The following is a 19,846-nucleotide window of genomic DNA, read 5'->3' on the forward strand; positions in this document are numbered from 1 at the left end:
AACCACCGGATGCTTGGGGACAGAGCTGGTGCAGCGGGGAAGCAGCTGGTGGGCAGGTCCACCGATGGGGTTTTGCCAGTTACCCATGGAGGTCGTGGAACGGCGCCAACGGCCCTTCGACACGGACAGGAAGTGCGTCGTCGCCCCTCAACATGGCGCGGAGCAACCTCCGTTGCTCCCAACGGAGAAGCAGGGACGCCCGGCCGCGCCGGAGCACCAAGTCTCCGTCCGGCGTCGAGTACCGCTTCTGCAGATCCGGCAGCTCATCTTCCTGAAGAAGTGCAACCGTGCTGCCCGAAGCCTGGTCGACCAAGCGCACCAAAGAGGAAGGTCCCGTGAGGTCGGTTGCGACAAAGCGGTTCTCGCTGGCGGCAAGGATGGTCCTTTGTGCCGCGCGCGTCACTACCAGCGGCCTGGAGGGCCCGCCCAGCAGCTCGCTTAGTACGTCGGCTGCGGCGTCAGGGCGGCCTGTTCTCTGCGCCGCCGCCTGCATCTTCTGCAACCGGCCGGGATCGCGCAGTACCTGGTCGATCTTCCAGCCGATCGTTGCGGCGGTGTTGCAGCGTACGGCTGCCCCCTGCTCCATGAGGTAATCGCCGTTGCGTACTTCCTGACCAGGGATCGGGTTCACAAGGACCATGGGGAGACCCGCGGCCATGCATTCCGACGCCGACAGCCCGCCCGGTTTGCCCACGAACAGGTCCGCCCGCTGCAGCAGCTGCGGCATTTCCGCTGTGAAGCCAAGAACGCTGTAGCGGTCGCCGGCCGACGCCACGAGTGCCCCGATGCGCTGCCGCAGCGCATCATTGTGGCCGCACACCACTGTGACCGTGAAGGCTGAGCGCATATGCAGTGTCTGCCGAACCACCGAGACAGCGTAGTCGCCACCGGTCGCACCCGCAGAGATGAGCAGCATGGGTGGCTTGTTGGAATCGCGTACGGGCCCCGGACTGAGCTGTTTCTTGATGGGGATCCCCGTGGCAGTCACACGGTCGGAAGGAAGACCAAGCGCCATCAGCTCCACCTTTCCTTCTTCCCGGGCCACAAAGATCTTGTGGAATGCCCCGGAGAGCCACAAGCCTTGAAAGTCGTAATCGGTGGTGACCACAGCTGTCTTCGCATCGATCAGGCCGCGGAGAAGCAGTGCGGCCAACAGCTGGGCCGGAAGGAAATGTGTGCACACAATCGCGGTGGGCCGGAACCGCTTGATCGCACCAACAACCGGACTGGCGTTGACCCGCGTCCAGGGGTCAATCGGGCCACGGCGACGGAACGGCGGGTTGCTGATGTCGTAGCCCCATTCGACGAGCCACGGCAGGCCTTCCACGAGGACGAAGTAGCCCCGGCTCAAGAGTGCGCGGTAGAGGACGCTGCTCACCTGCAGCACGTCCAGCACCTGCACCTCGGCGATGTCAGCGCGCGCGGCGCATGCTTGCTGCACCGCCGCCGCGGCGCTGTTATGCCCGGATCCCACACCAGCGGTCAGGATTAGTACGCGCTGTCCGCTGGCGGTGCGTTTGTCTCGTGCAGACGTTGTGCGCATGAGGTGAGGCTAGCAGTCTGCATCCCCTTGATGACCCGGTGGCCGTGGCTTGATGTCGGTTCGACCTCAGGGAGGCGTTGGGTCTCCAAGTGGCGGTTTGCGCAGAATCCGGTGATGATAATACTCTCAGTCCTACTGAACCGGCATGGGCCACATAAGCCTCTTCCGGCCGAAGTGGTCGGATTCTTGTTCTCTGTCGTTGCGAGGAGCAGCTCATCGTCCGCTTCAGACCACTGGCCCGCATAGCCTCGGTTTTGACCACCCCGCTTGCGCCGGAGGATGTCCTGGCGCTCTTCAACCCTGTCTTTTCGTCCCGTCAGTTGCGCGGGGTGGTCACGGAGGTTGTCCATGAGACGGCCCAATCGGCCACTATTTTCTTTCGGCCCGGCCGCGGCTGGCATGCCCACCTGGCCGGTCAGTGGGCGCGGATAGGTGTAGAGCTCAACGGGGTTCGCCATTGGCGGTCCTATTCCCTGAGTTCACCGGCCGGCAAGGACCCGGCTATTACTGTCACTGACGTTGGATCCGTGTCAGGAACTCTGGTCCGCAAAACGAAGGTGGGTGATGTCCTCTTTTTGGCTCCACCTCAGGGCGACTTTGTCCTCCCTGAGCACCCCCGTTCACTCCTGATGCTCACGGCGGGAAGCGGCATCACGCCCGTCATGTCAATGATCCGGACGCTTGTCCCAAGCCGGCCCGATGCGAACGTTGTGCTGATCCACTCTTCCCGCGGGCAAGGCGACAGTATCTTCCGGGAGGAACTGGCTGAACTTGCTGATCAATTTCCTAACTTCCGGCTTGTCCAATGGCACACCGAAGGCCGTGGCCGCATGAACTTCACGTCCACGGCCGTGTTGGAGGAGGTTTGCCCGGACTGGCGGGCCAGGGCGGCGTATGCGTGCGGCCCCGAGTCCTTCCTAGATGACGCGGAAGCCATGTGGAACCAGGCGGCGCTGGCCGGTGCCGCTGCTTCCGCGAACGAATCCAAGGGTGTAAAAGAAGTGGGTTCGCTGACGATTGAGCGGTTCAGCACTGAACTCCGGGGAGGGGACGGAGGCGAAGGTGGCATAGTGACATTTGAGGCTTCCGACCGCGAGGTCCTTGCAGGCGGCAACGTTCCCATTCTCGACGTCGGGGAGGACGCAGGGTTGCTGATGCCCAGCGGATGTCGCATGGGCATTTGTCACAGCTGCCTCACCCCGCTGCTCGCCGGAAGGGTCCGCGATCTTCGTACCGGTGAGGTCCGCGGGGCACCTGGGGAACTCATCCAAACGTGCGTCTCGGCAGCTGCCGGACCCGTCAACCTCGGAATTTGAGGAGTACCACCGCATGTCAGTAGTTTCAGCCAAGAGCTCCGCCACCGCCGTCGGGCCCAAGACCCGGCCCGGTGCCCTTGCCGAGGCCGGCAGGCCGACAGTGCGGCCACCTGCGGCAGCCCACCTGAGCGACGAACAAGTAGCCCAGCTGGGCCGTGAGCTCGATGCCATCCGTGACGAAATCCTTGGCAAGCGAGGCTCCAGCGACGCCGCCTACATCAGGCGCATGATCAAGATCCAACGGGGGTTGGAAATCTCCGGTCGTGCCGCGCTGCTGGTGGGTAGGAACAAGGCAGCCTGGTTCACCGGCACAACGCTCCTCAGCGTGGCAAAAATTCTGGAGAATATGGAACTAGGCCACAACATCCTCCACGGGCAGTGGGATTGGATGAGAGACCCGGACATCCACTCCACCACGTGGGAATGGGACTTCGTTACCCCCTCGCGCTCGTGGCAGCACACTCATAACGATCTTCACCACCGCTGGACCAACGTGGTGGGCAAGGATCGCGACGTCGGGTACAACCTTCTGCGGATGGATCCCGATCAGGAATGGAAGCCTTTTAACCTGGGCAATCCCCTGTATAACGCCTTGCTCGCGCCCGTCTTCGAATGGGGCATAGCCATTTACGACTTGGAGATCCCCGAGTACAAAGAAGGCCTGAAATCCAAGGAGGCCATGAACAAGGATCTCAAAGCGCTGGGGCGAAAGGCGGTCAAACAGTTCGCTAAGGACTACGCCGCCACTCCTGCCTTGGCCATGCTTACAGGCTCCGGGAAGCAAGCCCTCTACGGCACACTGACTGCCAACGCTATCCGTAATGTCTGGGCCCACGCTGTCATTTTCTGTGGCCACTTTCCCGAGGGAACCGACACGTTCACCGAGGAAATGGTGGAAGGTGAAACCCGCGGCGACTGGTACGTACGTCAGATGATCGGATCGGCCAACATCTCAGGGCCCCGGTTCATGCACCTGATGACCGGAAACCTGTCGCATCAAATCGAGCACCACCTCTTCCCGGATCTGCCGTCCAACCGTTACGCCGAGATCGCACCCAAGGTCCGTGAGATCTGCGGTCGCTACGGTCTGAAGTACACCACGGGGCCGCTGCTGAAACAGGTGGGATCTGCGTGGGCTAAAGTTTTCAAGCTCGCCCTGCCCACAAGGAGTTAGTGTCTGCTTAGCTTCGGTGTGCGCGGACGTGTGACGTGGTGTTCTGGTCAGTTGAAGGTGAGACCAAGCAGGGCGTTTTCGGTGACTTCGGGCAGCGCGGGGTGAATCCAGTATTGATGGGCGGCGAATTGACGTACGTCGAGGTCGAAGGCCAGGACAGTGATCATTTGCTGGATCAGGGTGGATGCTTGTGGGCCCATGTAGTGGGCGCCGAGGAGTTTGCCGGTGTCCTGATCGGCTATCAGCTTGCAGATGCCGGTTGTGTCTTCCAGGGCCCACCCAAAGGCCACGTCCCCGTAGTCCTGGACTTTGACGGTGACGTTATGGCCGTGTTCGCGGGCTTGGGATTCGGTCATGCCTACCGTGGCAATCTGGGGATGCGTGAAAACGGCGGCGGGGACATGGCGGTGAGGCATTTCCTGAAGCTTGTTCGGGTTCAACAGATTGTGGCGGACGGCGCGCATCTCTGCGTTGGCTACATGCTTGAGCATGTAGGGCGAGGAGACGTCGCCAAGAGCCCACACGCCGTCGGCGGAGCTCGACCGGCCGTACTCATCGACCTTGATGCGCCCGTCATTGGTCATGTCGATCCCGCCGGAAGGTAGGTCCAGCAGGTCTCCGTTGGGGGTGCGCCCGGCGGCTACCAGCAGTACCTCCCCGGTGGCGGTGGAGCCGTCGTCGAGCCTGACGGAAATACCGTCATCGCTCTGATCGGCGCCAACGGTGGTCCTGCCGAACCGGACATCGAAGCGTTTGGCGGCCAGGGTGTTGAAACGATCGTGAAGGTCCTCATCGAGGTTCTTCAGGAGCGTGGAGCGGGCGATGATTGTGACGTCCGTGCCAAGGGCGTCGAAGACGTGGGCGAACTCCATGGCAATGTAGCCTCCGCCAATGATCACCAGGGATTTGGGCAGCTGCGGAATCCGCATGATGTCCTCATTGGTGTGGTACCGCACGCCGGAGTCGGCGATGGCCCCGGGAATAACGGGTCGGGAGCCGGCCGCGACGACGATCCGGTCGCCCGAGATGGTTCGCTGGTGGACCCCTTGGCCGGTTCGCAACGTACGATCACCAACGAAAACGGCGTGCTGGTCATAGACGTCGATGTTTGGGGTCTGCGGTCCGCGGCGATACTCTTCACCGGCAGCGGAGATGGCATCGATCCGGTTCCCGAAGATGCGGCTCACCATGCCTGGCCAGTCAACGGAGTTGACCTCAGCCTCCAAGCCCAGCCTTCCGGACTCCGCGGTCTGCAGTGCGACGTCGGCGGTGTGAACGTACATCTTCGTGGGGATGCAGCCTACGTTCAGGCAGGTCCCGCCGAAGGAAGCCTTCTCGATGATCGCGATCGATTGGTCCTCGAACCCGGGTCCGGGAATGGAATTCCCGGACCCGGTGCCGATGATCACCAGGTCGTAGTGTCGGTCTACGGCAGTCTTGCTGGCAGGGGTGTTCATAAGGGTTGTCCTCGCTCTTGGTTGTTCCAACCCTACTGAACTCCAACCTCACGGTTAGCGCAGCCTTGGCCGGTAGCTTCGCGCGTCCGCGAAGCTCGAACACCCCTGGCGGGTTAACCGGAACTGACTGGCGACCACATCTATGTTGGCCCCGACGCCCTATGCGATGGGCGCGGGTGGTTGTTCTCCGCTCAACACTGCCAGTGCGTTATCAGCGGCGAGCATGGCCATGGCTGTGCGTGTCTCCACGGTGGCTGAGCCGAGGTGTGGCACGAGCGCAACATTGTCCAGCCCAAGAAGTTCGGGGTGAACGCTTGGCTCTTTCTCGAAGACGTCGAGCCCGGCACCGGCAATTACACCCTCTCGGAGGGCTGTTGCCAGCGCATCTTCATTCACGATGGGTCCGCGCGCAGTGTTGATGAGGAATGCAGAATTCTTCATTGCAGCGAGTTGTTCGGCCCCGATCAGGTGATGAGTGGCGGGACCGTACGGGCAGTGCAGGGAGACGACGTCGGCAACGGCCAGCAGCTCGTCGAGATCGACGCGTCGGGCGTCCAGTTCGGCGGCGATTTGAGGATCGACTTCGCTGCGGGACTGGTAGACGATCTCCATGCCGAAGGCTTTGGCCCTCCGCGCGGTTGCTTGGCCGATGCCGCCCATGCCTACGATGCCGAGGGTCTTGCCTTGCAGGCTGGACCCGAGGAGGAAGAACATGCCCCACTTCCAAGCTTGGCCGGAGCGGATGAGTCGTTCGCCCTCGCCGAGTCGTCGGGTTGCCATGAGGATGAGACCGAACGCGATGTCGGCCGTGGCCTCGGTGAGGACACCGGGGGTGTTGGTGGACACAATTCCCCGTTGAGTGCAGGCGGGCACGTCGATGTTGTCATAGCCGACGGCGACGTTCGCCACGACTTTGAGCTGCGGGCCGGCGGCCTCGAGCAGTTCTGCGTCGACGCGCTCGGTGAGCAGGGACACTATGGCATCGGCTCCGGCTACGCGGCGCAGAAGTTCTTCGCGGGTGATGGTCTGGGGACCAGCCCAGGCATCGACGTCGTGTTCGGCCCGAAGCTTTTCAATGGCAGCCTCGGGGATGCGTCCCGTGACGACGACGCGGCTCATGCGGTCACCATCCAGTCGCGGAGGCGGCCAAGGCCGTCACGGATGTCAGCGACGTCGATGCCTGAGTAGGCGAGGCGGATGTACTGCCGCTCTTCTCCGGGTTGGCGTCGGCCGAAGTGCTCACGGGTACAGAAGGAAACTCCGGTTTTGTAGAGGGCGTCGCTGGCGAAGTCGCCCACTGCCGTGTATCCCATCTTCTCCATGACGTCGGTGACGTCCGGGAACAGGTAGAACGTGGACTGCGGCACTGCGACGTGCATCCCGGGGACGGAGTTCACGAGCTCACAGGCTGCATCCCGGCGTTCACGCAGGATGTCCAACATCTGCTGGACGGGTTCCTGGGTGCCGCGGAGTGCTTCGATACCCGCCCACTGTACGTAGTGAGTGGTGCAGGATTCGTCGTTGGTGTTGAGGGTGCTGAGTACTTTGGCGATCTCGAGGGGCGCGACGGCGCAGCCGAGGCGTGAGCCTGTCATGGCGAACTTTTTGCTGAAGGTGTAGAGGATGACGGTGCGCTCGGCCATTCCCGGGATGGATGCGATCGAGCTGGAGACACCCTCGTAGCGGGTTTCGAAGTAGGCCTCGTCGGAGAGCACCCAGAGGTTGTGCTCTTGTGCGATGTGGGCGATGGCTTCACGTTCGGCCGTGGTGGACTCTGCAGAGATGGGGTTCTGTAGATCGTTGTAGATGATCGCTACGGTGTTCGGGGTGATGGATGCGCGTACCTGGTCGAGGTCAATCGAGAAGCCCTGGCTGGTGGGGAGGTAGCGGTACGGTACCGCCGTGCCGCCGAGGTATTCGATCTGAGACTCGTAGATCGGGAATCCAGGGTTCGGGTAGAGCACTTCCTGCCCGGGGTTCATCACTGCCTGCAGGAACTTGGTGATGACGGGTTTGCCGCCGGTCATCACCACGACGTTGTCGGGGGAGAGGGTGATGCCGCGGCGTGAACCGAGGTCCTCGGCGAGGGCTTCGCGCAGTTGAGGGATGCCGGGGCCGGGGCAGTAGCCCGTGTAGCCGTCAGCGATGGCTTTGGTCATAGCTTCGATGATGTGCGGGGCGGTGGGGATGTTGATGTCGCCGAGGTGGAAGGGGAAAACCAGGTTTCCTTTGGCCTTCCAAGCCGCTGCCGCTTGGGCGACGCTAAAGGCGGTTTCGGTGCCAAGCCGGTCGAGTCGATGCGCGAGTTGCTGCATGCTGTGTACTCCTCGTTGAGTAAGGGTCTTTCGTAGACGCTAATACTTAACTAATATATCAGAAGCGCTTGATATAACTTAGGTACACCGGACCCTCCAGCCACTTCTGCCCTACAGTGGATGTATGGCAGCCAGCCGCAATCCGCTTGATGACCTGCGTGAAACCATTGGCCACTTGGCCAATCAGCTCAGGTTGTCCGGCTCGGAACGCGTGGACGATCTAATAGGTGATGTCACGGGCGCAAGGCCCGGGCCGGCCCGGCCACTTTCGGAGGTGCAGTCCGAACTGGACTCGCTGGTGGGCCTGGAGACCGTGAAGGAACAGGTGCGAGCCCTGGTCGCCTTGCTCCAAGTCCAGGCCCGCCGTAAGGCTCACGGCCTCCCGGAAGTTGCCACGTCTCAGCATTTGGTGTTTTTGGGAAACCCGGGGACGGGCAAGACCACCGTGGCCCGGCTCCTGGCCGAGATGTACCGCGCTGTGGGTTTACTGCAAAAAGGGCATTTGGTTGAGGTGGATCGCTCGGGCCTGGTGGGGCAGTATGTTGGGGCGACTGCCATCAAGACGGACCGCGTGATCCGACGAGCGCTCGATGGTGTCTTATTCATCGACGAGGCCTACGCGCTGGCACCGGAAGATGGCCGAATGGACTTCGGCCCCGAGGCAATCGAGGTCTTGCTCAAGCGAATGGAGGATCACCGCCATCGGCTTGTGGTGATTGTGGCCGGCTACCCGCGCCTGATGGAAGCTTTTCTGCTCTCCAACCCCGGACTCCGTTCACGTTTCGCCCGGGAGATCACGTTCCCCAACTACTCCGTTGATGAGTTGCAGACCATATTCCACCGTATGCTGGCCCAGCACGAGTACATTTTGGAACCCGGTGCGGACCAGATGCTGCGTCGAATCCTTGCCGGGCTCCATGCCGGGGAGGACTCCGGTAACGCACGCTTTGCCCGCACGTTGTTCGAGCAGGCACTCAACCGACAGGCCCTGCGGCTCTCGCTTGATGAGGCTCAAAGTCTGGATGCACTCGATCGGGAGGCCGTCATGACCCTCACCGGAGTAGACCTCGTCGAGGCAGCGCTGGCTTTGGGTGAAGAACCGGAACCAGAGCCGACGCCGGAACCGGAGCGGTCGCGCTGGTGGAGCTGGCTGGTCTGAGTGTTTTCGGGCGGTCGGTCCGCGTAATATCCGGCTGCAGCTGCGGCGTCCAGGCTCACCTATACCGGACGCCGCAACAGTTCTAGGAGACCGGATCCTCGTGGTTTTTCGCGGGCTTGTGTCCGGCGATCGCGGAACGGACGTCGCCTTCTTCGTGCCCCTCCTCCTTCTTGCCGAACGGCAGCACCTTCAGCAGCGGATGCAGGATGAGCATGATGACGAGGCCCCAGATGGCTCCCAGAATGGCAGAGCACAGCGTGTTCACCAGCCAGGCGAGGAAGCCGCCCACTACAGGGATCCCGGCGAAGGGTGACTCAAGTACATGAACCAAGTCGTAGGGAGCGTGCCAGCCGAGATCGTAGGCGCCCTGCAACATGATGTGACCGCCAACCCACAGCATGGCGATGGTCCCGATGAGCGTGATGGCACCCAGGACGGCCGGCATGCCCTTGACGAGCAGGCGGCCGAAGCGCTGGGAACCCGCGGAGTCCTTGGTGGTCAGGTGCAGGCCGATGTCGTCCATTTTGACGATGAGCCCTACCGCACCGTAAACGAGGACGGTGATGATTACTGCTACGACCACCAGGATGAAAGCCCTGACCCACAATGACTCAGCTGCTACCTCATTCATGGCGATGACCATGATCTCGCAGGACAGGATGAAGTCCGTGGTGATGGCGCCCTTGGTCACCTTGGCCTCGGCCTCGGGTCCGCGTTGAACGGCCGGCGCTTTCTCATGCTCGGAGTGGCCACGAAGTTTGTGCCAGACCTTCTCGGCGCCCTCGTAGCAGAGGTAAGTGCCGCCCAACATGAGGATGAACGGAATAACTCCCGGAATGAAGGCGCTGATCAGCAGCAACGCCGGGAGGATGATCACCAGCTTGTTCCGCAGTGAACCCCAGAAGATCCGCTTGATCATGGGCAGTTCGCGGGACGGGTCCGCCCCGGACACGTACTGCGGAGTCACGGCGGCGTCGTCAATGACCACGCCGGCGGCTTTGGCCCCTGCTTTGGCTGCCCCTGCGGCGATGTCGTCGACGGATGCAGCCGCAATGCGGGCCAAGGCGGCAACATCGTCCAGAAGCGCTACCAGACCGCCGCTCATAGAACCGCCCCGTCCTGCTGAGGGGTGGACAAGAGAGTATGGCAACCTAAGGAAAAACGCGTAATGGGCATGATCGGATTATATGTTGCGGTGACAAAGAGCAGATGGCCAAAACGCGCGCAAAGGGACAATGTCAGTCCTAGGTGCGGAAGGCCACACTGACGGTGCGGTTCCGGGGACGGTTCCGGGCCGGGACCCTGGTCACGCCGTTTCGCCTTTCACCCACGGTGTTCTCGATGCTGCCGATTCCCTCCACAGCCATCCGCACAACGTCGCCGGTCTTCAGAGGTGGGGGTGTCTTGGACCCGTTCCGTCCCCAGAGTTCAGCGAGGCAGCCGCTGCCGCAGGTTCCGGAGCCGAGGACGTCCCCCGGTCGCACTACCGAGTCCTGGGACGCGTAGGCAACCAGCTCAGCGAACGGCCAACCCATGTTGGACAGCAGATCCTGGCCTATGGGCTGCCCGTTGACTTCCACAGCCATGGAGATGGGGAGAAAGCCCTCATCGTCATGCAGGTGTTCGAACTCATCAGCCGTCACGATCCAGGGGCCCACAGTATTTGCGAAATCTTTGCCCTTGCAGGGACCTAGGCTGACTTTCATTTCGCGGCGCTGAAGGTCCCTGGCGGACCAGTCATTGAGCACGGTGTAGCCAAAGATGTGCCGGTGGGCATCTGCCGCTGACAGGTTACTGCCGTCGCTGCCCGGTACATGCCCGACGACGGCGGCTACCTCGGTCTCGAAGTCCAGTTCGCTGCATCCCGCCGGAATACTGATCACATCGCCTGTGCCTGTCACCGTGTGGGGGTTGGTGAAGTAGAACGTGGGTGCCTCGTACCATTCCGCAACAACGCCGGCCACGCCGTCGATGCTCTTCCTCACACCTTCCACATGCTCTTCAAAGGCCACGAAGTCCCTGATGGTGGCAGGTACCAGCGGCGCCAGCAACTCTACGTCCGCAAGGGCAACCGAAGGTGCGCCGCGAAGCGTTTCCGCGGCGATCTCCAGCGTTCTTGCCAAACCGGCACTCAACAAGTGGTTAACGGTTTGTCCCTCCGGCAACCCGAAGCAACTGCCGTCATCCACGAACCCGGAGTATGTACCGCCATCGTGATTCCAGCGGGCGATCTTGACCATGTGTTTCCTTAGGTGGTGGGGCGGACGGCGAGGCTGGCCGCAGCGCTGATGCCGAGGCCGGAAGCGTTGCCGGCAAGAACTTTGGCGGCATCGGCCGCGGTGAATCCTGCTTCGCTAACTGCCCCGACGGGATCGCTGGAGCCCATGTCGAATGGATAATCCGAGCCGAGCAGGACTTGCCCGGCGCCCGCCACCTCAACGAGGGCGCGCAGCTCGCGGGTGCTGTGCACCAGGGAATCGAAGAAGATCCTCTGAAGATACGTCGACGGCGGTTCGGCGCACCGCTGCGCCTCGGGGCGAACCTTCCAAGCGTGGTCCGATCGGCCAATGGTGGTGGGCAGGTAACCACCCCCGTGCGCGGCGAGGATCTTGAGGTCCGGGTGACGGTCCAGGACCCCGCTGAAAATCACGTGGGACAGCGCGACGGCGTTCTCTGCGGGCTGGGAGACCGTATTGGACAGGTAGAAGCGGTCCAGTCGTTCGTCCAGGGAGCAGCCAAAGGGGTGGAGGAACACGATTGCGTCCAGTTCCGCAGCCCGGTTCCAGAAAGGTTCCAGCCGCGGATCGGAGAGCTCAACAGTGCTGCGCTCCGGGTCCCCGGGCGTGGCAGCAAAGGAGCCGATCTCCACGCCCAGCAAGCCGCAGTCAAGAACAGCATGTTCCAAGGCCTCCACCATTAGCTGCGGATGTTGCAACGGAACCAAGCCCAGCCCGTTCAACCGTTCCGGTGCCTGCTGGACAAGATCCCGGACTGCCTCGTTTGTTTGCATGGCAAGCCGCAGTGCGAGCTCTTCCCCGGCAAAATAGTAGAAATGCGACGGCGACGGTGACACCAGTTGTACGTCCACTCCTTGGGCGTCCATGTCCGCCAGCCGGCGGTCAAGATCAGTGAGCTGCGGCCACCGTTCTTTGATCATGAGGCCGGAGTTCGCCATGGACTCGGGACCGTTCCGCCTGACTTCCAACGCCTGCAGTTCTGCGAAACCTTCAGGGTCAGCGGTGGCCACCAGCTGCTGCAAGGCCGGAATCAGAACGTGGGCATGGACATCCACAGTGGGCTGTTGGGCTGTTTCGATGTGGTTCATGCGGGTTCCTTAAGCATGGTGGAGAGCGAGTTCATCAGGCCCGGAACATTTGCGTCCCTGACACCGTCCAGCATCCATTGACCAAGCTGGACTGAGGCTTTGACGACGGCCGTTGCCCTGTCCAGGCGGCGGTCCGCGAACTCCTTCCAGAGGGTTTCCGTGACGTGGTCCGCGGCGATCAACAGCTCCGCAAGTACCGCGGCGTCTTCCAAGGCCATGGCCGCGCCTTGCGCCACTGTTGGAGGGCAGCTGTGCGCCGCGTCCCCAATGATGACGGTACGGCCGCGGTTCCACGGTCCTTCCACCAGGTGCGAAGTGAACCACGTGTAGTTGATTCGGGCGCCATGGTCCAGGTTTGAGCGGATCTCGTTCCACGGGCCGCCGTAGGCGGCGGCGAGTTCGGCCATCACCTTGGGGCCGTCTTCCTGCTTGCGTTCCTGGGCCTTCTCCACGAGGTAGGCATAAATGGTGTCCGGGCCGGTGGGGCAGTAGCCGGCGATGAAACACGGTCCTCCGTAAGTGAGGTCGGTCCGGACCACTTCCTCAGGCCGTTCGACGAAGGCGCGCCAAATACCCATTCCCGTAGGCTTGGGCTCCACCTCGATGCCGATCGCTTTGCGGACTGCGGAGTGCAGTCCATCTGCGCCGATCAGGAGGTCGTAGCCCGAGGTGCCGCCGTCGCCGGTGCGGACGGTGACGCTGCCGCCGTCGTCCTCTATGTCGGTGACGGTCTTGCCGTAACTGATGCGGGCACCTGCCTGCACGGCGCGTTCCCGCAGGATGGCAGTCAGGTCCGGACGGTACATACCGAGCGTCGCCGGAAGGTCGTCGCCACCGGTCCGGATGTCGTCCAGGACGGCAATCACGGTACCTGCGGGATCGGGGGCGCGCAGGCCGAGGGTGCTGAACGCGTACCCTTTCGCCTCCACGTCTTCCCAGACGCCAAGATCGCGCAGGACGCGCAGGGCGTTTCCCTGCAGCGTGATACCGGAGCCAAGGGTTTGTGGCTCGGTTGCCTTCTCCAGAACCTCCACCTCGATCCCGGCATCTGCCAGGAGGATCGCCGCAGTGAGTCCTGCAGCCCCTGCTCCGACGATTCCGACCTTCTGTACTGCTGCCATCTTTGACTCCTTTGTGGTGACGGCCATACTGCCTATTGTGCTGCTTCTCGCGCGAAGCTGTTTCTGCCCTGGGCTACTTCGGCTGTGAAACCGGAGGGCGGACCAGCTATCGCACGGCTATGGGGTTGACCGGGGAACCGACCGCTCCGGTGATGGGAAGCGGAGCGGCTGTCAGCATGAACTCATACCTGCCGTCAAGGGCGCATGCTTCCGCCAATTCATCCAGATCCCACATTTCGCCGAGGAACAGCCCCAGATTGGGAATGGCGATCTGGTGGAGGGGCTGGAAAGCACCTTCAAACTCGTTGGGCCGGACTTCGAATCCCCAGGTGTCTGTGGCGATTCCGGCGATCTCCGAGGCGTGCAGCCATGGTGCCGTGCTGAACGACAACCCGGGAGCGGACCCTCCGGCGTAATCACCCCAGCCTTCGCGGCGAACACGCGTGTACTGCCCGGTGCGGAGCACCACGATGTCGCCGCGGCGAACTACCGAGCTTGGACCCTGGCGTTCAATGGTGCGCTCCAGGTGCTCCGGGGTGATGGCGAAGCCATCGGGCAATTCCCCGTCAGTACGTCCAAGCTCCGGCCCCATGGCGCGGCCAACATCCAACAAAACACCACGGGTGACGATTTTGGCGGCGGCGGTTTCTATCCCGGTGAAGAGGTCGCCCTCAGAGGTGACAACATCTCCCGCGGCCCGGCCGTTCCAGGCTTTGCCGCGATCGAAGATGTGCCCAAGCCCGTCCCACTGAGTAGAGCACTGCAAGGGCATGGCGATCACGTCATCAGCCCCACCGAAGCCGTGCGGGAACCCCTGGTTGCCGCGCTCCGCGTCCACCCCGGTGTCGGTCATGGTGTGAACCGGGTTGGTGCGTCGACGCCACCCCTTCTGGGGGCCATTAGTGTCGAAGGGCTGGGACAAGGAGAACGCATCGCCAGACTTCACCAACGATGCCGCCTCCACGCGCTTGCCGTTGTCTATGAAGTTGAGGGTACCGAGGACGTCGTCGTCGCCCCAGCGTCCCCAGTTGTTGTATAGCTGAGCCGCGGCGGCGATGCTGCCCATCGGGTCAGAGGGCCGGATCAGGTTGGTCTCAACGGCGTCGGCGGTCACTGTTCGTCCTTGCAGTGAATGCGTTGGGTTCCCAGGCCGGTGATGGTGCCCTCCATGACGTCGCCGTCCTGCAGGAGCCGCCCCCAGTGCTGGCCGTTGCCCGCGGGGCTTCCGGTCAGAACCAGGTCGCCGGGCCGAAGAGGCATGATTTGGGACGCTTCGCTGACCAGTTTGGCGACACCGAAGATCATGTCCTGTGTTGACTCGTCCTGCATGGCCTTGCCGTTGAGCTCCAGTGTCACTTGGACATCCTGAGGGTCGCCGAAGAACTTGGCGGGCACCAGCAGGGGACCGGTGGGCAGGAAGCCCGGTGCGTTCTTGGCGCGGTACCAGTCCGAACCGATGGCGGGCATGTCCTTGCGGAACACATACTCGCGCGTGGTGATGTCGTTGACCATGGTGTACCCAAAGACATACTCGAGAGCTTCTTCCGGGGTTACCCGGAAAGCTTCCTTACCGATCACGGCTGCTAGCTCGAGTTCCCAATCGTGGGACTTGCTGTATGCCGGGAGGGTGAGATCGTCCGTGGCTGAAGCGATAGCCGTGGGGAGGCCGATGAAGAAATAGGGTGTTCCCTGGCCGGCGCGCTCATCCATCATGGCTGCTGTCTTGGCGCGCACCTCTTCGGCATCCTGGCCGGCTTCCCGGTGGGCCACGGCCAGATCGATCACGTGCTTGCGGTAGTTGGCGCCGGTCTGTAGGACCTGCGCCGGTTCCACTGGAGCAAGGACCTCGACGGCGGACAAGGCAAGGCCCGCCTCTTCACCGGCCGAGGCTGCGAGCTTGTCAAGTTCGTGTTCGGTGGTCTCCCAGTGGTGGATCAGGCCATTGATGTCACTGTCCAGGGGGAGGACACGTTCGCCTACCAGCAATCCTGCCCTGGCCTTTGTGTCGCCGGGTTCCTGGAAGCGGATCAGCGAGTACGTTGCGTCAGCCATGTTCCTAGCCCCGACCCTGCTTTGCGTAGGGGTTCAGGAGGGCTTCCTTCATTTCGGCGGATGCACCTTCTTCCGTGGCGGTGAAGCCTTCCGCCGGCGGGAAGGATTCTGTCATGGAGTGCGGCATGGCGCCGTTCTTGTAGAAGTTGTTGGAACCTTCCGAGGGCTTCCAGGTGTTGGCGTCCCAGTCCGGCACGTAGTTCCGGTAGCCGCCGGAGTTGAGCTCAACGCGCAGGCCTGAGGGGTCGCGGAAGTACAGGAAGTTCTGTTCGCCCACGCCGTGGATGGAGGGGCCGTATTCCATGGGGGTGCCGTTTTCCATCATGACGTCAGCAGTGCGGAGAAGGTCCTCGGTGGCGTCCACCCAGAACGCGATGTGGTTGACGCGGCCGGCGCGCTGGGAAGTATCTTTGACGACGCCGAGGTCGTGGGACTTCTCGTTGGTGGTCAGTACTGAGAAGACGGTGATGGGTGCTTCGTCCAGGTCAACGAACGCCATGACGCGGAAGCCCAGTGCCTCGTTGTACCACTTGGCGAATCCGCGGACATCGGAGGAAGCCACCGTGACGTGGTCCAGGAAACGGGGAGCGGCTGCGTGGCTGCTACGGCGTTCGGGACGGTCGGGGTACGTGGATTCGAAGCCGGGCTCGGCAACGAACTTCTCCACGTCGTAGAACAAGCGCATGTGGTGGCCGTAGGGGCCGGTGAATTCGTAGGCCTTGCCGAAGCCGTGGCCACCGGCCGTCCAGGTGCCCTGCACACCTGTTGCTTCAACACGGGCTGCTGCGGCTTCCAGTGCTGCTTGGGAGTTGGTGCGCCACGCCATCCGGCCGAGCGATGCCTCGGGGCCTTCAGTGATGACCAGGCTGTAGCGGTAGTAGTCGCCCCAGCAGCGCAGGTACACATTGCCATCCACGCGATCAATGATGCGCATGCCGAATTTCTCCTCGTAGAACCGTGCCGAGGCTTCAACGTCCGGAGTGGTGATCTCGAGGTGGGCAAGATGGGAGAGGGGAGTTTCCACGATGAATTTCCTTCTGAGTGCTTGATTGCTGGGACAGTTATCTGCAGGTCCTGTAACAACCATGAGCCACATCACGTATTCGGAGAAGAGCAAGTATCTGATAGCAACTATCTGTTCGGCAAATACTGGCATGGCTCGCCGTCATGGTCCTTGTCCGGGGCCCGCGGCTCGTGGGCACGCAAGCTAATGTCCTTCTCCTGTGGATAACCTAGGGGCATGAAGAACCTGGATCTGAACCTCTTGCCACAACTCCAGGTTCTGCTGGAGCTGCGGAACGTTTCCCGGGCTGCGGAACGGCTCCAGCTCAGCCAGCCGGCCACAAGTGCGGCGATGGCCAGGCTGCGGAGGCATTTCGACGACGAACTTTTGGTCCGTAACGGCCGCAGCTACGAGCTCACTCCCTTCGCGCAGTCTTTGGTCCCGCTGGTTGACGAAGCCATGCTTCACATTCAGCGGGCCACGCGCGTCAGGTCCGGATTCGATCCCACCACCAGTGAACGTGAGTTCGTGATTGCCGCATCCGATTATGCCGCGGCACTCATCGTGGGGCCCTTGAGGGGAATCCTGCGGCAGGAGGCTCCGCATGTGGTGGTGGACATCGTCCCCACGTCCGGGGTTCAGGGCGCCTTGGCTGACTATTCCAGAATGGACCTGCTGGTGGGGCCGATGGGCTACAAGATGCAAGGAACCACGAAACAACTGTTCCGGGACAGTTTTGTGGCCGTGGCCGATGCAGGAAACCCTCTTCTGCAGTTGCCGCGGCTGACCTTGGAGGACATCGTGGGGGTGCCGCACGCCGTGGGGTATTTCGGCGAGGGCATCAGCACGCCGGCGGACAAACTCTTTGAAAAGCGCGGTGTTCGGCGACGCGTGGCCGCTGTGGTGGCCGGCTTCCTGTCCCTGCCTTTAATGGTGGAGGGGACGGACCTTGTGGCGCTGGTTCCGCGCATGCTGGCATCCAGGGCGCAGCGGGGGGCGAGCATCGAGGTCCTGGAGTTCGCAGGGGAGTTGGAAGCGGCCTTGGTGGAAGCCATGTATTGGCATCCATCCCTGACAGAGGATCCCGCAAATGCGTGGCTCCGTTCCGTGGTGCAGCGCGCCTGCTCACAGCTCCATGAGATCTTTCATGTGACGGCTCATCCGGTCACCATCACGGCGGATCAGGCCAGTTAGCCCGGGAACGGTCGGGCGCCCCCACGGATGGGGGCGCCCGGATCAGAGTTGGCGGCCTAGCGCAGGGTACGTAACCCCATGGGACTAGTGATCGGCGTCCGCCGCATCTTTCTTGGCGGACTTTTCCGCGTCCTTCTCTGCGCGCAATGCCTCTGACTCGTGTTGCTCGTCGGCCTTTTCCTGATGGATGACCTGGGCGAAGAGCTTCTCCATCTCCTTGGCGACACCTGCCGCTGAGGCTGGATTCTGGCCTGTTACCAGGCGCTCGTCCACCGCAACTTTCTCTTCAAAGACACCTGCGGAAACATGGCGGGCACCCTGCTCCTCCAAGCGGTCGGCCAGGAAGAACGGAATAACCTTGTCCTTGCCGGCAGCTACTTCCTCGTCATTGGTAAACGCGGCTACGTCGCGTCCTTGGACGAGTCGGAACCCGTTTTTTAGTTCCACATTCAGCAGACCGGCAGGGCCGTGGCACACAGCTCCTACCAGACCTCCGGCGTCGTAGACGCTGGCTACCAGCCGCTGCAGTCCTTCGCTGTCCGGGAAGTCCCACATAGTGCCGTGCCCGCCTACGAGGTAGACGGCATCGTATTGGCCGGGATCCACGACGTCCACGCGGGCGGTGTTGTACAGCCCGGCGCGCGTGGTCTCATCCTGGGTAAAGGCAACCTGGATGGGGTCATCTGTATCTACCTCGTCGCTGGGAGGCTGGCCGCCCTTGATGGAGGCGAAGTCGACGAAGTGGCCTGAATCTTTGAAGACTTTCCAAGGATGTGCGGCCTCGGCGACGTTGTAACCGGTCTTCTCTCCCGTATCGCCGAGCTCGGAAACGCTGGTCAGTACCATGAGGATTTTCTTCATGAAGTGCTCCTTTCGTCCAACGTCCACCCTACGCCCCTTCCGTTTTTAGCCCTCCGGGCAGCCTGTTGACAGACGGGAAGTAACGCGGGTAACCTAAGTCACATGTTCACCGGGTAACGCGCGTTACCAACAGGGTTACCGGTGAGCAGCCAGATCATGAAGCTCTGGCACACCCTCGGATCGAACAAGAGCACCCGGAGCATTCAATGGCGAAAACCACCCCTGACGAGGCCGTGCCCGTGCGGCAGCGGGGAGTCACCATGAAGGACGTTGCCAACCACGCCGGCGTCTCCCGGACTGCAGTCTCGTTTGTGCTGAGCAACCGCGAAAACGCAAGCATTTCCGAGGAAACCCGCACCCGGATCAACCAGTCCGTGCAGGAGCTGGGTTACCGGCCCAACGCCGGTGCACGTGCTTTGGCATCCCGGCGCAGTGACTGGTACGGCATCGTGACAGAGATCGTCACGGCACCGTTCGCTGTCGACATCATTAAGGGAGCCCAAGACCAAGCCTGGCTTGACCGCCGGTTCCTACTCATCGCGCCCTCCGACCAGGCCGATGCCGTAGGACCCAACCAGGGCTTGGAAGATGCTGCAACTGAACAGCTGTTGGAACAACGAGTGGAAGGACTCCTGTACGCAGCCACGTTTCACCGGGGCGTCCATGTTCCGGCGAGCGCCAATGAAGTACCCACCGTGTTGATCAATTGCTTCGATGCGGATGGAAAGCTGCCCTCGATCGTCCCTGACGAGCGTGGGGGCGGCCGGGTGGCCGTCGAACGGTTGCTCCAAGCCGGCCATACGCGGATTGGAGTCATCAATCTTGACCCGGTTATTCCTGCTTCAGTGGGGCGTTTGGAGGGTGCACGCGAAGCACTCGCCGCAGCCGGACTGGAGCTTGACCCGGAATTGGTGGTGTCCGGATATGCAACGGCTGACGGCGGCTACGAAGCTGCCTGCCACATCCTGGATCGCTACCCGGAAAGCGGCAGGCCAACGGCGCTGTTCTGCCTCAATGACCGGATGGCGATGGGCGCCTATGACGCCATCAAGGAACGGGGCCTGACCATCCCCGGGGACATCGCCGTGATCGGCTTCGACAACCAGGAACTTATTGCGGCCTACCTGCGGCCAAAATTGACCACGGTTGCGTTGCCCTTCGAGAAAATGGGCGCCTTGGGCGTCCAAACGCTCGCCGCTCTCACAGCAGGACAGCCGATCCTTGCCGACCAGCAATTGGTCGACTGTCCGCTGCTAGAACGCTCTTCGGTCTGACCGCGAAATCAACGTCGAAGAGCAACCCTTACCCACCCCTTCACCTTGCACG

17 protein-coding genes are annotated in these 19,846 nt (G+C 62.2%); 5 read left to right on the forward strand and 12 right to left on the reverse strand.

Annotated features, from left to right (window positions below):
• Positions 1-79: 79 nt before the first annotated feature.
• On the reverse strand, positions 80-1,543 hold the full coding sequence (locus MOD31_RS03340) for a glycosyltransferase (RefSeq protein WP_250819847.1): 1,464 nt from the start codon (positions 1,541-1,543) through the stop codon (positions 80-82).
• Between the two features lie 215 nt (positions 1,544-1,758).
• Here MOD31_RS03340 and MOD31_RS03345 point away from each other — a divergent pair, with 215 nt between their 5' ends.
• Together MOD31_RS03345 and MOD31_RS03350 are read left to right on the forward strand one after the other, a co-directional pair.
• Positions 1,759-2,859: a ferredoxin reductase gene (locus MOD31_RS03345; protein WP_223942630.1), complete on the forward strand. Its 1,101-nt coding sequence runs from the start codon at positions 1,759-1,761 to the stop codon at positions 2,857-2,859.
• 13 nt (positions 2,860-2,872) lie between these two features.
• The gene (locus MOD31_RS03350; RefSeq protein ID WP_223942511.1) at positions 2,873-4,033 is read left to right on the forward strand and encodes an acyl-CoA desaturase; all 1,161 of its coding nucleotides are present in this window, start codon (positions 2,873-2,875) and stop codon (positions 4,031-4,033) included.
• A 47-nt stretch (positions 4,034-4,080) separates the two neighbouring features.
• Here MOD31_RS03350 and mtr read toward each other — a convergent pair whose 3' ends face one another.
• The 3 genes from mtr to MOD31_RS03365 all read right to left on the reverse strand — a co-directional run bounded on the left by mtr (position 4,081) and on the right by MOD31_RS03365 (position 7,805).
• Complete coding sequence (gene mtr / locus MOD31_RS03355) at positions 4,081-5,490, reverse strand: mycothione reductase (protein WP_223942512.1); 1,410 nt, start codon at positions 5,488-5,490, stop codon at positions 4,081-4,083.
• 159 nt (positions 5,491-5,649) lie between these two features.
• Entirely contained in the window at positions 5,650-6,609 is a 960-nt protein-coding gene (locus tag MOD31_RS03360; protein WP_250819848.1) for a D-glycerate dehydrogenase, read from the reverse strand.
• Complete coding sequence (locus MOD31_RS03365; RefSeq protein ID WP_166842091.1) at positions 6,606-7,805, reverse strand: pyridoxal phosphate-dependent aminotransferase; 1,200 nt, start codon at positions 7,803-7,805, stop codon at positions 6,606-6,608. Before MOD31_RS03365 ends, MOD31_RS03360 begins: the two co-directional genes overlap by 4 nt.
• A 124-nt stretch (positions 7,806-7,929) precedes the next feature.
• On the opposite strand from MOD31_RS03365, the gene MOD31_RS03370 reads away from it, so the two are divergent.
• Positions 7,930-8,964 carry an AAA family ATPase gene (locus MOD31_RS03370; RefSeq protein WP_223942515.1) on the forward strand — a complete coding sequence of 345 codons (1,035 nt, stop codon included), beginning with the start codon at positions 7,930-7,932 and terminating at the stop codon, positions 8,962-8,964.
• An 82-nt stretch (positions 8,965-9,046) separates the two neighbouring features.
• On the opposite strand, the gene MOD31_RS03375 is transcribed toward MOD31_RS03370, so the two are convergent.
• The 7 genes from MOD31_RS03375 to MOD31_RS03405 form a co-directional block, all read right to left on the reverse strand.
• Positions 9,047-10,069, reverse strand: coding sequence for a DUF808 domain-containing protein (locus MOD31_RS03375; protein ID WP_142939356.1), 1,023 nt, complete (start codon positions 10,067-10,069; stop codon positions 9,047-9,049).
• A gap of 139 nt (positions 10,070-10,208) precedes the next feature.
• On the reverse strand, positions 10,209-11,204 hold the full coding sequence (locus tag MOD31_RS03380) for a fumarylacetoacetate hydrolase family protein (RefSeq protein ID WP_166842093.1): 996 nt from the start codon (positions 11,202-11,204) through the stop codon (positions 10,209-10,211).
• A gap of 8 nt (positions 11,205-11,212) precedes the next feature.
• Positions 11,213-12,289 (reverse strand): amidohydrolase family protein, encoded by a 1,077-nt coding sequence (locus tag MOD31_RS03385; RefSeq protein ID WP_142939354.1) that lies wholly within the window; start codon positions 12,287-12,289, stop codon positions 11,213-11,215.
• On the reverse strand, positions 12,286-13,410 hold the full coding sequence (locus tag MOD31_RS03390; protein WP_142939353.1) for an FAD-dependent monooxygenase: 1,125 nt from the start codon (positions 13,408-13,410) through the stop codon (positions 12,286-12,288). The genes MOD31_RS03385 and MOD31_RS03390 overlap by 4 nt, the downstream gene beginning before the upstream one ends.
• A 106-nt stretch (positions 13,411-13,516) precedes the next feature.
• Positions 13,517-14,476, reverse strand: a complete 960-nt coding sequence (locus MOD31_RS03395; protein WP_243753300.1) for a cyclase family protein — start codon at positions 14,474-14,476, stop codon at positions 13,517-13,519.
• Between the two features lie 44 nt (positions 14,477-14,520).
• Entirely contained in the window at positions 14,521-15,462 is a 942-nt protein-coding gene (locus MOD31_RS03400; RefSeq protein ID WP_250819849.1) for a fumarylacetoacetate hydrolase family protein, read from the reverse strand.
• Positions 15,463-15,466: 4 nt separating this feature from the next.
• Positions 15,467-16,486 (reverse strand): VOC family protein, encoded by a 1,020-nt coding sequence (locus MOD31_RS03405; RefSeq protein WP_166842095.1) that lies wholly within the window; start codon positions 16,484-16,486, stop codon positions 15,467-15,469.
• A gap of 216 nt (positions 16,487-16,702) precedes the next feature.
• Here MOD31_RS03405 and MOD31_RS03410 point away from each other — a divergent pair, with 216 nt between their 5' ends.
• Positions 16,703-17,659: a LysR family transcriptional regulator gene (locus MOD31_RS03410; RefSeq protein ID WP_142939350.1), complete on the forward strand. Its 957-nt coding sequence runs from the start codon at positions 16,703-16,705 to the stop codon at positions 17,657-17,659.
• A gap of 84 nt (positions 17,660-17,743) precedes the next feature.
• Here the strand turns inward: MOD31_RS03410 and MOD31_RS03415 are convergent, their stop codons facing one another.
• Positions 17,744-18,520: a type 1 glutamine amidotransferase domain-containing protein gene (locus MOD31_RS03415; RefSeq protein WP_142939349.1), complete on the reverse strand. Its 777-nt coding sequence runs from the start codon at positions 18,518-18,520 to the stop codon at positions 17,744-17,746.
• A 206-nt stretch (positions 18,521-18,726) separates the two neighbouring features.
• Here MOD31_RS03415 and MOD31_RS03420 point away from each other — a divergent pair, with 206 nt between their 5' ends.
• Entirely contained in the window at positions 18,727-19,794 is a 1,068-nt protein-coding gene (locus MOD31_RS03420; RefSeq protein ID WP_250819850.1) for a LacI family DNA-binding transcriptional regulator, read from the forward strand.
• The last annotated feature ends 52 nt before the right edge of the window (positions 19,795-19,846 follow it).

This window comes from Paenarthrobacter sp. TYUT067, from assembly GCF_023656375.1.
Taxonomy (GTDB): Bacteria; Actinomycetota; Actinomycetes; order Actinomycetales; family Micrococcaceae; genus Arthrobacter.

Bases quoted from the DNA above. Each gene is read 5' to 3' on its own strand.
- MOD31_RS03340 (WP_250819847.1), bottom strand. From the start codon at position 1,543: ATGCGCACAACGTCTGCACGAGACAAACGCACCGCCAGCGGACAGCGC.
- MOD31_RS03350 (WP_223942511.1), top strand. From the start codon at position 2,873: ATGTCAGTAGTTTCAGCCAAGAGCTCCGCCACCGCCGTCGGGCCCAAG.
- mtr (WP_223942512.1), bottom strand. From the start codon at position 5,490: ATGAACACCCCTGCCAGCAAGACTGCCGTAGACCGACACTACGACCTG.
- MOD31_RS03360 (WP_250819848.1), bottom strand. From the start codon at position 6,609: ATGAGCCGCGTCGTCGTCACGGGACGCATCCCCGAGGCTGCCATTGAA.
- MOD31_RS03365 (WP_166842091.1), bottom strand. From the start codon at position 7,805: ATGCAGCAACTCGCGCATCGACTCGACCGGCTTGGCACCGAAACCGCC.
- MOD31_RS03370 (WP_223942515.1), top strand. From the start codon at position 7,930: ATGGCAGCCAGCCGCAATCCGCTTGATGACCTGCGTGAAACCATTGGC.
- MOD31_RS03375 (WP_142939356.1), bottom strand. From the start codon at position 10,069: ATGAGCGGCGGTCTGGTAGCGCTTCTGGACGATGTTGCCGCCTTGGCC.
- MOD31_RS03380 (WP_166842093.1), bottom strand. From the start codon at position 11,204: ATGGTCAAGATCGCCCGCTGGAATCACGATGGCGGTACATACTCCGGG.
- MOD31_RS03385 (WP_142939354.1), bottom strand. From the start codon at position 12,289: ATGAACCACATCGAAACAGCCCAACAGCCCACTGTGGATGTCCATGCC.
- MOD31_RS03390 (WP_142939353.1), bottom strand. From the start codon at position 13,410: ATGGCAGCAGTACAGAAGGTCGGAATCGTCGGAGCAGGGGCTGCAGGA.
- MOD31_RS03395 (WP_243753300.1), bottom strand. From the start codon at position 14,476: ATGGGCAGCATCGCCGCCGCGGCTCAGCTATACAACAACTGGGGACGC.
- MOD31_RS03400 (WP_250819849.1), bottom strand. From the start codon at position 15,462: ATGGCTGACGCAACGTACTCGCTGATCCGCTTCCAGGAACCCGGCGAC.
- MOD31_RS03410 (WP_142939350.1), top strand. From the start codon at position 16,703: ATGAAGAACCTGGATCTGAACCTCTTGCCACAACTCCAGGTTCTGCTG.
- MOD31_RS03415 (WP_142939349.1), bottom strand. From the start codon at position 18,520: ATGAAGAAAATCCTCATGGTACTGACCAGCGTTTCCGAGCTCGGCGAT.
- MOD31_RS03420 (WP_250819850.1), top strand. From the start codon at position 18,727: ATGGCGAAAACCACCCCTGACGAGGCCGTGCCCGTGCGGCAGCGGGGA.